Below are 12,109 nucleotides of genomic sequence, written 5' to 3' on the forward strand. Positions count from 1 at the left end.
GCTGACGCCAGAACTGTATTGATCTCGATTATATGTACTTGGTAAAAGAAATATGTATCAAATCTTGTCAAACGACCCAACTGATACAATTTGCGACAAATTAAACGTGTCACGATATATTTCTGAGACATCCTCAGGCTTTAATAAGAATCGTAGAAACCTTATTGGAGAGACACCTGATGAATCGCAAATTACCCGTAGTCGCCGCCTTTGTTACTGTATTCACAGCCACTTCAGCCCTTGCCTGGTGGGGGGAGGGGGATAACGAAGACCCTAAGAACAATGAATACAAGTATGAACACCGTGACTGTGGCAAGAAAAGGGAACAGGGCTTCAAAGGCAGGTTCGGAAAGAAGAATCTGAAAGAGTATATGGCACGTGAATTCACTGCCGATGAGATCCGGACTCTGGCTTCTGCCCGCTTGCTTATGAAAGGCAACTCTAACGTCAAAGTGGGCGAAGTCAAAGCCAATGATCAAGGCTATACCGTTTCTATCGTGACCAAGGATGACTCATTGGTGAAAGAATGGGCTCTGGCGAAAAATGGCATGCCACTGGACCGGTTTGAAAGAATTCAGAAACGAATGGAAAAGAAGGAGAAGCAATAACTCTCCTCTGTATTCTTGTTCTTTCTATGTGTGTTAATTGCCCGGAAATAACCGGGCAATTTTTTGCTGGGCAGAAATAGCGCGAGTAGAATAAAAACTTAAATTTACTTTTTTTTAGTAGTTAGACTGCAGACTCTGAAAGCTCTCCTAAACTTTATTCTTCATGTTTTCTGTTATTTCTCCAAGCAGGTCAGCTCATGAAATGGTTTACCTCACCCTTGCTCAGTATTCCAGCGACTCTCTTTCTTATCTTGTTGGTTCTTTCGACAACCACGCGCTCTGAAGCTATTCATCCAAAAGCCGTTCTGGGTCCCCTCCAGAAAGTAACCATTGGACCGGATCAACAACAGAGCTCATCCGTCACTCTGGCAAAAACTCTGACTCCTTCCGTTGCCCTGTCTTTCTGCCCTAAAAACACTGAAATAAACGACCATCTATGTCTGATATGGTTAAACCAGAATCAGCAAATTGAAATGGCCTACAGTGAATCTCCTGTCAGAAAACCAGAAGCACTCACAAGTGAATTTACCACAATAGCTCCGGCCTTCAAGGAGCACGATAAAATACCGGAGACCTTGCTGGGGGTTACCGCAACACCCTATAAAGATGGTTTTATTCTGGCTTACCTGACAAGAAAAGATAAAACAGGCAGTCTGCCAGACATCAGTCACTCTGCCCCTCAAAGGGTTGAAGATTTAAAAAAATCGGTTGCTGACAGTCATCTCTATCTTGCCCTGGCGACTTTAAGGCAGAGTGGTAAACTCTATGAATGGTCTATAAGCCGATCCAGTGAAGTAGATGCTGATACTTCCGGAGGTATTATTGCTGGCACTCCATCAGTTTCTGTCATCGGTGACAGGGTCAACCTGTCATACAGCATATTTTCACTCGACAACGGGCAACCAGTAAGTAAAATCGTTGAAATAAGCGACGCTGCTCAAATAGGTACCCACCAGCATATCTCTGGCTTGAGTGTATCGACTGCTATTCACACAGCGCCCACACCTCAATTACTGAATATTCCGGAAAACAGTTTCAACTATGCAGCTTACGCTGACATCAGTAGTCAGAAGATGAAGATTGCACTGCAGACGAAGCCCCAGATGCAATTTAACAACACCTTGATACCTGAGCCCACTATTCAGGCATCCTGGCTCTACCACTTCAATCAAATAAACATGGGAGAGGCATACCTGATCACTCTGCTGATGACAGACAGTCAGGGAGAGAACCTTTTGTTTTCACTGTATCCAGATATTTTTGACGGACATGAAGGATGGAGCAGCGTCAAACAATTACCCACAAGCTCCTTTGCCATTAGCGCTTCACAAGCCGTTTTTCCCGGAGAGGAGCCGGCTATCATTATGCCTGGCCTGAACCTGAAGGACTTGACTCTTTCACTGCAGGCGTTCTCGATCAAGGAAGTAGAAAGCCCATAGGATTTAGCTCGAAATACATTCCCGATTAAAACATAAGCTCCGCTCACCCCAAGCCTGTGGAAAGCTCTGGCTCTAAGCTTCGACAGGCTCAGCACGAACGGGGCTTGATGAATCAACGAATTTTTTTTCCGGACTATTCCTCAGCCCTTAATGAGGTAATTCAATATCTCTACCACTTGAGCGGGAGTAGTTGCCCAAGCTTGCGCTGCTGCATCCACTTCCTTCAGCGGGTGAACAATCGATTCGTCATGAAGTGTTATAAAGGCTTGGATAAGGCCGCACAAAAGCCTGCATCAAAGGCCTGCATCAAAGGCCTGCATCAAAGGCAGCATTCTACTGTTTGTATTTATCTCCAAAGCGAATCACTGCCAGACAAGTCCAGGTCGACAAAAATGACGACGGAGAAACCAGGAGGCTGACCGATAATAGCGCCCGCAGTGAGGACGGCAGAATTTTTAGACCCATTTGCTGTCGCCGCAGTAGGGCTGTCTATTCTCGGACGCTATTCTCGGTCAGCCTCCTAGAGACGATATTTGATGCTTTGACAACTAACCCTTTCACTCCTGCACTTGTGAAAAGGCTGGCCAAATATCAGCCTGAGTTTTTTGTAAAACTGCTGCATCAGGCCAATATGTCTGAACTCACCGCTCAAGAATATGACGCATATCTATCAGGGTTGCCAGACTTACAAAATACTGCAGTCCTCTCAGTGAGGGAAAACGTTCTATTTCGCCCATCCCATTTATAAGTTTTTCTTATCATACCCGAAAGAATATCTCGTTTGTCGTCTATACGAATCAAATCTACTCTGTAGCTGTTCTCAAGCAGGAAAGGAGGCAGCAGAATGAAACAGAATGCACTTCGTAAAATGGCCCGTTTACCTATGAAACTGATTAACCAATGGGATAAATGGCATCATCGTTCAAGAACTCACGAGTATCTGGCCAGAATGGATAGCAGAATGCTCAAGGATATTGGGGTAACAGAAGCTGACCGTATGGATGAAATCAGCAAACCTTTTTGGAGAGAATAAATAAGACCTGAAGAAACAAGCGCCTTCAGGTCTTAAACTCAAATTACTTACCGTCCATACATGGAATATTATTCCAGTCCAGGCTAGCCGCTTCGGCATTTGTATCTGAATTGCAGATGTAACAGAAATTTCGGTTGTGACTGTTGTCATGTTTGACTTTTCGACCCATTATGCAATGGCGTTTTGTATCCATGCAGAACCTTACTTTATTGTTGTAGCGCGCACACTCTCCAAGATCCTCGGCTTTGTGTTTCTTCTCCTTGCCATCTTTAATCCAGTAGTGCCCATTGTCAGTTCCTTTATCAAACTTACAGACAAAGGTGTGACCTTTGACATACTCAGGAAATTGACACTCTTTGGTTTGAGGTGCGGGGACTGCCTGAGCTTGTATTGTACTCTGTTGAGTATGGTTACTATCGGTGCCAACAGCCTCGTAGTAACGAGACTCATCCAGCTCACAGCGTTTACCATCAGACGATTTGGTACCAAAAGAGAAGTAACGCCGCTTTTCTCCACGAACTTTTTCGACCCTGCTTTCCATACAGCGATTGGGTCTCTGCATAGCAACCGTGGCTCCCCCTAAAGTTTTTTCACCATTGGAGCTAGAGGCTTCTTGAGACATTCCACCCTGAGCAGAAATCTCAGGTTCTCCTGTCTGTTCGTCACAGAATTCAAAAACCAGTTTTGAAATGAATATTGTGGTGGTAATACCCGCAGGATCTTTCAAAGAGGGTTTATAAGTTTTAGCTTGCTGCAACTGAATATGATTTGTCGACAACCATTGAAACTCATAACTGTAAGTATTACTTCCGCTGGAATCCTTATACAAACAAGCCAGAACCTCATTGCCTACCTCTCCCTGATATCCAACATGTCCAACCTCAATACCAGAACCCACTGGCGAATCAGTCACACACAGCGGCACATCGTCGCTGCCTTCCATGACTTCAGTGAGAGCATCCACGTTATATGAGCTGTTGGCATAGGTTGTAACCCAGCATGCATTTTTGGCTACAGCATGAGTCATCGACAGTACAAGGAAAGCTCCTATCGCACTGTACAAAGCCATTCGAACTGAGCGCATCAGATTTCACCCATTACAAAAATTGATAATTCAAATGCAACTGTCTTTCCATAAGCTGGCCATTTGAGACTTTTGACTCGGTGTATACCCATCGCCTTTCAAGATGCTACGTTGTTGCCAGCGTTCGCTCACCCTGATCACCTACTACTTGTAGGCTCACAGGGCTTCGCTCACTTGTCGCTGGTAGCATCTTGAAATCCAATGGGTATATTTACGCAAGTTCCGCTATCCCGACTGAACCTGTTGTTTTGGAGTTATGCTTTACTGGACAAATTTATATAGACGAAGCCCTGATTTTCCGCCACCCCTTTCCCATGCGACACAAGAAATACTGATATGCATTGGCTATAGTGGCAGAACCTTCCCGCTTCAGGAGTCAACTATGCATGCCCGGTTTTCCTTTGATCAGGACAGCTCTGAACAAACCCGAAACTCCTACCTCAAACCTGATATCGTTCAGCAGCGGCAATACACCCTGAACCGCCTTGATTTGAAAAGAGGTGAAAGTGTTCTGGATATTGGCTGCGGTCCAGGTCTGCTGGTCAGTGAGATGGCCAAACAAACCGGTTCAGGTGGGCTGATTACAGGAGTTGATCCGAGCAAACCCATGTTGACGATGGCTGAAAAACTCTGCCGGGATCAGAACAATACTCATTTTCAGCAAGCCGACGCGGAAACCCTGCCCTTTGAGAACGCCTCCTTTGACGTGGCGGTTTCCATTCAGGTGTTGGAATACGTCAGCAATGTTGATCAGGCGCTTCTGGAAATACATCGGGTGCTCAAGCCCGGTGGTCGGGCTCTGATTATTGATACCGACTGGGATTCACTGGTCTGGAATCATTCTGACAGGGAAAGCATGCTGAGAGCTATAGAGCTCTGGGAATCCCATTGTGAAGACTCGTATTTACCTCGCAAACTACCCACTAAATTTCACAGAGCTAAACTGAGCGTCAATCACATCAACATTTACCCTATTATCAATACTTCCTTTAGCGATCAGGATTACTCCTATTTTTTGGCCAGATCCATCTGCAATCACCTGTCGGACACCTTAACAATTGAGCAAATTAATGCCTGGTTTCAGGATCTGGTGACAAAAAATGATCAGAATGATTATTTTTTTAGCCTCAACCGCTACGTTTTTGAAGTCACAAAAAATTAACAACCTGTTAATTGTGCACGTAATAGGTAAAAGTAAGCATGGGAGCTGAAGCTCACAAACGATAAGTTTGTTATTTTTACCTACACAAAAAAACGACAGATGAAAAAAACGATTCTAACGGCTGCCATATTGGCAGTCAGTGCCTCTGTTGCCCAAGCAGATATTATTGGTGCAAAGCTAGGTTATAACTATTGGAATACCGCCAACCACGGTGATTTTCAAACCGTTTACGGTCAGATAGAGCACCCTGTTCCCCTGCTGCCCAATCTGGCGGTAGGCTATAGCAAGCTCAATCATGACAAGCTGAAGTTCGACAGTTACGACGCTACCGGCTACTACGAAATACTGGACAACGGCAACATTGCCCTTGATCTTGGCCTGGGTGCCCGACGTTTCGACAGTGGTAAATACCGGGATGCCTCATTCAGCGACACGGTGCCCATGATCACAGCTGATGTAGAACTCTTTCAGGCCAGTGCCCTGAGTTTTTACAGCAAACTGTATGCGGGTCGCTCCAGTGATACCCGCTTTAATGATTTCGAAGTGGGTGCTCGCTTTCACTTGTTTGCAGGTCTGAAACTGCAAGGCGGATACCGAACCTACGAAATCGATATGGATGGCACCAAGGGCATCTACAACGATGAGCGTATCAAGGGCTTTAACCTGGGTCTGCTCTGGGATATCTGATCTGCTGCTCACCGACAGCTGGTTCCGGTGAACCAGCTCCCTTCAAACTTATTCCCACTGATTACGAATATTCCCAACCACTTCTGACAAATCAACATACTTTTCTAAGCTAAAGAGAAGATCACTCAAAATGGCAGGTTACAGTGGACAGAACTGGCCGGGATAAGCCCTCTCCCCTATCAGGGAATATTTCCCCTACTCACTCGTCAATGGGCCCTGAACAAAAAAGTGAAACCACGGGTCAGCACGATCAACGTGATATCACCCACACCAGTGGCGATAATCTGGTAGCCAAAGCCTCTGCCGTGGCTGGAACAGATGAACAGCTATCCAAGCGGGCTGTCAGAAAAAAGAAACACACCCGGGATGAAATGGCCAAAATGGGTCATGAAGTGGATAAATCACGCGAAGCCATTAAAGCGTTTATGAAGCAAAATGGCATTGATAAAGGACTGCCACAAATTCAATGCACCCGTGATCACGGTTATGTCGGAGCCTCCCAGCTTCTATTTGTCCAGATGGAACAGCTGAAACAGTTGCTGGATGAACACTTTGCCAAAGCAAACAAGATGTATCAGGTGCTCACGTCTGATTACAGTGTTTATAAAAAGCTTGAAACCACTGCAAGAAGAGCCGCCAGATCACAGCAGGTCAGCGAAGATGATCAAGCCTTCCTCAGGGATGCGGTGAGCCTCGGAAACTCAGACAAGCGCCATAAGGATTATTGGGGAGAGAGGAAACTGATTCACCTCTATGCCAGCTTTTGTCGCATACGTTTCAGTGAAGCCCTTAAAGTGATGAGTATCCTGGATTCCATTCAACTGAGCGAAACTTTCGGTCACAGGATAGAGACCTTTCTACCCCAAACGATCGAGTGTATGAAAATGTACCAGGAAGTGGTTCAGTATCAGCTGGGGCTTGAACATTATTCAGAACTGGAAGAAAGCCTCAAAACCCATGATAAGGTCGCCTTTGGGGTGGCTATGCTGGCAGATCTGGCTGTGGCTCATTATATGCTCACCCATAATCAGGAAGCACTGCGTGCAATGCTGTCTGCACACTCTTGCTATTTCAGTCAATGGTTGGCTGACTTTGACCCTGAACAACCGCAAGTATTGGAGCTGGAAAGCTGGAGAGTCAAGCAGCTGATCACTGCAGCCATTCTAGTGGACAACCCCAAACAGGCACAACGCCTGCTGCAGTTCTACCGAAAGCAGATGGAAGCAGACAACCCGCTCTTTGCCCCAAAAGATATATTTTCACTCTGCCATTCTCTGCTGGCCTCTCTGACCTATCTTTATGATCGCCCTGAGCCATTAGCCCACTTTAAGGCCAGAGTAGAAGGAGCAGAAACGTTGGTCTCTGAGTTAGAAGTCCTGATCAGATCCATCAATAAAAACAAAATGCTACCGGAAGATAGCCGGGCTTCCCTAATGTTCTTTTATGAGCAGATCAATCAGCACTGCCAAGCGGTAGTAAGAGACCTTCGCAATCAGGAAGCAGGGGTGGCACAAATGGCTTCTGACCTCATCACAGAAGAAGAAGAGGATCAGAAACGGATCAACGGCAAATTAGAAACCAGAGAGAAGAAGCGTCGGGAAAGAGAAGAAGCAAAACTGGAAGCTGAATGGAAGAAAAAGCAGGCTAAAATGGCCGTAACCATTGCCTCAGAAAAAAAGCCGGGAACCCCTCCGCCAAAGCCCTATGATCTGGCGGGCACTCTTAGCGAAGCCTCAAAAGCCTTTGGTCGAAAAGAGGCCGTTGGTGTTCTTAATGGCATTTTCAAGAAAGTCATTCAGCATCCGCAAGTCAGTGGTTTTGATAAGGCACAAGCCCATTATGGTTATGCCGACATGGTCACCGCCAGACTTCGACGACAGCTGGAATCAGTTCACAAGATGATTGAACCTGTTTATGCCTATAGAGAAGCCTTGGAAAGTCAGGATCTCCCTGAACTTGATAAAGATATCAAATTCAGGGAAGCCCTGAAGCTCTTTAAACTGAATATGCAAAATATCAGTATCAATACCCTGGTCATGAGTAAAGCAGTGAAAGATGCACAGGAGATCTTCTTTGGCCTTTCCGAGGATCAGCCAGAATTTATTGATGCTCTGGTGGACCTGCACAATGAGATGGAATACTTGATTGCACAAGGAAAAATGGTCATCCAGTGTTGCAAGGATATTCCGAATATCTATGCACTGCGCGGTCAAATGATTCATCGTCATAAACTCTCAGGAAGTGGAGGCTCTCAACAACGCAGTCAGCTAGTCGTTCGAGTCAAGGACCTGGAAGAACTAGGAAAAAAGCTCGACACTTCTATGGAAATGCTGGAAAACTCTCTGGATCGTAAACAGGTGGCACAATTCCGACAGGTACCCCCTGTTGCAAGAACAAAAGTCTCAGAGCCTGACGAAAGAATGCAGACTCTGAGTCCTATTCTTCCAGAACTCAGGCCTCAATCCTCCCTCTCGCAACCGGGCAATGCACATTCTAGCTCTCGCTCAAGTTCAGATTTTTTAAGAGCCGAAACTGGAGCTGCTACGACTCAAGAAGTGAGCATACCTTACCCCCCCGGAGCCATCGTATTTGCGTTGCCAGATGCCATGAGACTCGAACTTCAAGAAAAAGTTGGAAACCTGCCCAAGCCAGACCCCGAAAGTCCCCGACCTTCCAGGTTTGAAATTCACCCGGAACATGGCGCAACACCACACCCCCTGACTACCCTGGCATTCACTATTGGCAGAACACTGGTTGTGCAGGCAGGTGGTGATCGATGGGTCGTTTCTCCTGGATACCCACCTCAACGGGATTCCGATGTTGCCATTCCCAAAAATGCGCTTAAGCTCGAGTTCTGTTTTTCCTCTATGACAGAGATGTCCAGCCACAGTACTGATATAACACATGGCTCATTACCCGATCTGATTACCTCCTCAAGGGAAACATCTCCAGTCCATACCGTTACGCCTACAGATGGATCAACGGAAGTGGGTCTGGAGAAACTGGAAACAGTGGAAATCGAAGAGCCTCTAGAAGTCGAACTGCCTCTGAGACTGTTCATTCCGCACAACATGAATACAGCTCTGGGAGTTTCGATCATAGAACGCAATCTGATGGAACTCATCGATCCGGAAACCGTTCAGGAGAGAAAGCCTCCAGCAGCAAGTACTGTAAAAGAAGACTCCCAACAGGAATGGAAAACGGCCAGCCGCAAATCTAAAAAAGGTAAAAAAGGGAAGCCACAGGGACGTAAAGGAAAAGGGTCAGTGACACCTGAACCCCAAGCTGCCCCAGTCAGAGAAGAGAACGTTCCTGCTGTTGAAACAGTAAAAGAGCCGAATCCAGCTGCACTGGGTCTGAAGCTCCAGACAAGGCTTCGTGACTATCTTGAAGTACTCCATGACACAGGGAAAACTCCAGCGGGTAAGTCTGTGCCCGAGCAACTGGGTTTAAACGCTCTTCTGACAAGAGTCAGACAGGAGACTTTTCTGAAAAACCCTGATTATTTACACCATGACCTGACTATTCTGGCTGATGCTCTGAAGATTCCGATTCGGGCAAACCTCTCAATGGGACACAGTATCTACTGCAGGCCAGATCTGATCAAACCCGAGAGTCTGAACCTCTGGACAGAGCCGGGCGAGCCCCACCTGAATCTTATGCATCCTTCTTACGCCAAGGAAAACCAATGGTTTGCGTCTCTGACTCATTACTTCCATTGTTGCGACGACGAAGATACAGAGCTGTTTCCGGAGAAGCCTGTCAAAGAAGCCAGAAAATCCAAAGACCCTAAAGCCACAACAGCAAAGTCAAAAAAGGGACCAGGAGCTAGTCATTAGGCACCTCTCAGGGTTGAGTTGTTTCTGAAGGAAGGTTCTGCATCGGGGCTTCAGTGTCAAAAATCTGGAGATTATTCGGTATTTCAACCCTTCAGCCTCTCCCTACGACTTTCGTCCCAACAGGCAGGAGCCCCCAAAAAACGAGTGCTATACCTTTAGAAACAGAATTCTGAAAGATCAGCAAGGAAGCCGTCGATGTCAAACCAGCCCTTCCAGGCTCCTGACAGTCAGGAGCTGGCCACCATGACCGAATACCTGCTCACGGGTGGAACCCTGGCAGAAGCCAACCAGATGAATGAGAAAGCCCTCGAAGCTATCTATGCCCATGGATACAGTCAGTATCAGAATGGTCACTTTGAGGAAGCTGCAAGAATCTTTCAATACCTTTGTTTCTATGATCACTGGAACGCCCGAAACTTTATTTGCCTGGGTTCCTGTCAGATGATGCTGAGAGCTTACGGACAGGCTATTAAAACTTTCGAGTACGCAGCAAGAATGGATATCAAGAATCCACTGGCGAAAGTGTATATGGGTGACTGCTACCTTGCTCTAAAGGAAAGAGGCATTGCAAAAGTGATCTATAAAAGTGCATTAAAAGATGCCAGCAAACATCAGTTCTCACATCTGGAGTTGACGAGAGTCGAGCGTTTGCTCCAGACCTTTGAAGACGAGCAGGGAGGGCAGTCCTGATGGTCGATTCAGTTAATCGTAGTGAAGCCGTCGTAGTCCCTACACAAACAGAAGAACTCAGGGGACTTGAACAGGCTGACCGTGTTTCAAGAGGTTATGATACAAGCAATTCGGTATCAGCCCGTACCGGGGGAGGCTTGGTTCAACTGCCTCCCGGTGCATCTGATGCTCCCACCATACCAGAACCCGACTCAGAGATTACCGGTGAGGTAGGCGATTTACAGAAACAGGTAGCCCAGCAGACAGCCGCCAACCTCAGAGGGCAAATTGGAGGGAATTTTGGTGAGGGCCCTGCCTCGATCACTAACACCTACCCAGAGCTGGTCACGCCCGCTGTAGGTAATACGGTATTGGAAATTGATGACAAACTTTCCAAACTCTCAGAAGCTTCGCCAGAAACGCTCAGCAATATCAATGGCGCCTTAGGTAGACTTCATGCCGAAAATAGACAAGGCACTCTGACAACAGACAAGCTTGATCAGATCCTTGCTGAGATCAATGCCAACCTGGAAGACAATTCCGTTAAATACTCTGAAAACAAAATAGAGATTGCTTCTCAAGATGCTCAACAACGCCATGCCAGCAACATAGAACATATTCGAGAACATATTGATGACGCCAACAGCGCGAGCAAGGCTAACTCCGATACTATTTTCCTGAAAAGCCTGGCATTTATATTTCCTCCCGTTGCGCTCTGGGAATGGGCTCTTGAAATCGACCGCGATGTTAATCCTGGCAAAGACAACTCGAACATCAGTATCTTTTCCAAAAGTGAAATTGACTACATGGAGAAGCAAGAGAGAGACTCTGAAGCCCAGCGCAACCGCCAGGCCAATAGCCATGTTCTTTTTCGCCCCCCCGTCCAATCATCAGGTAACTCAGAGCAAACCGATAACCACCAGCCAGACAGTGATGACAACCAGCAACCCTCCGAGGCTATAGATGAAGCAGGCTCTTCCTCTTCTTCTGTAGGTGACGCTACAGAAGGTATTCAGATAGCCAGCGAGGGTATGGATCACTTTGAAAGACGAAAACTTCTGCTTCAGGCCCTTCAAGAGTCTGCCGAATCAGAAGAAGCCAAAAATAAACTGCAGGAAGCTATTAATGCACTGGAATCCGGTGATCCAGCTCTGGCGGAAGAAATACTGGGTGGCTTTACCGACTCTTTAGGACTGGAAAACAGTCTGGGTGACAGTGTCAGTACATCAACCGATGATACAGCCCCCCCACCGCTCCCTGAAGAGGTTCCTGAAATCGGGGAAAACAACCAGGAGCTGACTCCTCCCTCTGAGGAAGTGACACCTGATGCTGTTCAGAATGAGCAGCCAGAGAGCCCACCTGCCGCCCCCGATCTCACCCAGTTTGTCAGTAATATCTCCAACGTACCTGAAGAAGTACTTTCTTCCCAACAGGATGCAGCCAGTGAGCAGGGGCTTATCCGACGCCATAATTCCGTTTAAATTTCCGCTGTCTCTGTCATGGATTATTGATATCCATACAGAGACAGCGATGGTTCATAACCATGTCATTTCGGTTTCATCTCATCCCCTGACTGCAATTCGAGCTA

Annotated in this window: 9 protein-coding genes and 1 pseudogene; 8 read left to right on the plus strand and 2 right to left on the minus strand. The window is 46.7% G+C overall.

Going from position 1 to position 12,109, the window contains the following annotated elements; all coding sequences use genetic code 11:
- The first annotated feature begins 179 nt into the window (after positions 1–179).
- Positions 180–608, plus strand: a complete 429-nt coding sequence (locus GZ78_RS16425; RefSeq protein ID WP_034838054.1) for a hypothetical protein — start codon at positions 180–182, stop codon at positions 606–608.
- Positions 609–805: 197 nt separating this feature from the next.
- Positions 806–2,047 (plus strand): hypothetical protein, encoded by a 1,242-nt coding sequence (locus tag GZ78_RS16430; protein ID WP_034838057.1) that lies wholly within the window; start codon positions 806–808, stop codon positions 2,045–2,047.
- Positions 2,048–2,187: 140 nt separating this feature from the next.
- On the opposite strand, the pseudogene GZ78_RS31015 reads toward GZ78_RS16430, so the two are convergent.
- Positions 2,188–2,348, minus strand: a pseudogene (locus GZ78_RS31015) (YtoQ family protein); the annotation flags it as partial.
- Between the two features lie 543 nt (positions 2,349–2,891).
- On the opposite strand from GZ78_RS31015, the gene GZ78_RS16435 reads away from it, so the two are divergent.
- Positions 2,892–3,080, plus strand: a complete 189-nt coding sequence (locus tag GZ78_RS16435) for a DUF1127 domain-containing protein (protein ID WP_034838059.1) — start codon at positions 2,892–2,894, stop codon at positions 3,078–3,080.
- A 43-nt stretch (positions 3,081–3,123) separates the two neighbouring features.
- On the opposite strand, the gene GZ78_RS16440 is transcribed toward GZ78_RS16435, so the two are convergent.
- Positions 3,124–4,164, minus strand: coding sequence for a hypothetical protein (locus tag GZ78_RS16440; protein WP_152558784.1), 1,041 nt, complete (start codon positions 4,162–4,164; stop codon positions 3,124–3,126).
- Positions 4,165–4,546: 382 nt separating this feature from the next.
- On the opposite strand from GZ78_RS16440, the gene GZ78_RS16445 reads away from it, so the two are divergent.
- The 5 genes from GZ78_RS16445 to GZ78_RS16465 all read left to right on the plus strand — a co-directional run bounded on the left by GZ78_RS16445 (position 4,547) and on the right by GZ78_RS16465 (position 12,002).
- Positions 4,547–5,326 carry a methyltransferase domain-containing protein gene (locus GZ78_RS16445; protein WP_034838064.1) on the plus strand — a complete coding sequence of 260 codons (780 nt, stop codon included), beginning with the start codon at positions 4,547–4,549 and terminating at the stop codon, positions 5,324–5,326.
- 99 nt (positions 5,327–5,425) lie between these two features.
- The gene (locus GZ78_RS16450) at positions 5,426–6,013 is read left to right on the plus strand and encodes a TIGR04219 family outer membrane beta-barrel protein (protein ID WP_034838067.1); all 588 of its coding nucleotides are present in this window, start codon (positions 5,426–5,428) and stop codon (positions 6,011–6,013) included.
- Positions 6,014–6,156: 143 nt separating this feature from the next.
- Entirely contained in the window at positions 6,157–9,852 is a 3,696-nt protein-coding gene (locus tag GZ78_RS16455; RefSeq protein ID WP_152558785.1) for a hypothetical protein, read from the plus strand.
- A gap of 195 nt (positions 9,853–10,047) precedes the next feature.
- On the plus strand, positions 10,048–10,542 hold the full coding sequence (locus GZ78_RS16460; RefSeq protein WP_034838073.1) for a SycD/LcrH family type III secretion system chaperone: 495 nt from the start codon (positions 10,048–10,050) through the stop codon (positions 10,540–10,542).
- Entirely contained in the window at positions 10,542–12,002 is a 1,461-nt protein-coding gene (locus tag GZ78_RS16465; RefSeq protein ID WP_034838075.1) for a hypothetical protein, read from the plus strand. Before GZ78_RS16460 ends, GZ78_RS16465 begins: the two co-directional genes overlap by 1 nt.
- The last annotated feature ends 107 nt before the right edge of the window (positions 12,003–12,109 follow it).

Source organism: Endozoicomonas numazuensis (assembly GCF_000722635.1).
GTDB classification, from domain to species: Bacteria; Pseudomonadota; Gammaproteobacteria; order Pseudomonadales; family Endozoicomonadaceae; genus Endozoicomonas_A; species Endozoicomonas_A numazuensis.

Coding starts and splice junctions, on each gene's coding strand:
- GZ78_RS16460 (WP_034838073.1), top strand. CDS start 10,048: ATGTCAAACCAGCCCTTCCAGGCTCCTGACAGTCAGGAGCTGGCCACC.
- GZ78_RS16445 (WP_034838064.1), top strand. CDS start 4,547: ATGCATGCCCGGTTTTCCTTTGATCAGGACAGCTCTGAACAAACCCGA.
- GZ78_RS16430 (WP_034838057.1), top strand. CDS start 806: ATGAAATGGTTTACCTCACCCTTGCTCAGTATTCCAGCGACTCTCTTT.
- GZ78_RS16440 (WP_152558784.1), bottom strand. CDS start 4,164: ATGCGCTCAGTTCGAATGGCTTTGTACAGTGCGATAGGAGCTTTCCTT.
- GZ78_RS16435 (WP_034838059.1), top strand. CDS start 2,892: ATGAAACAGAATGCACTTCGTAAAATGGCCCGTTTACCTATGAAACTG.
- GZ78_RS16425 (WP_034838054.1), top strand. CDS start 180: ATGAATCGCAAATTACCCGTAGTCGCCGCCTTTGTTACTGTATTCACA.
- GZ78_RS16450 (WP_034838067.1), top strand. CDS start 5,426: ATGAAAAAAACGATTCTAACGGCTGCCATATTGGCAGTCAGTGCCTCT.
- GZ78_RS16465 (WP_034838075.1), top strand. CDS start 10,542: ATGGTCGATTCAGTTAATCGTAGTGAAGCCGTCGTAGTCCCTACACAA.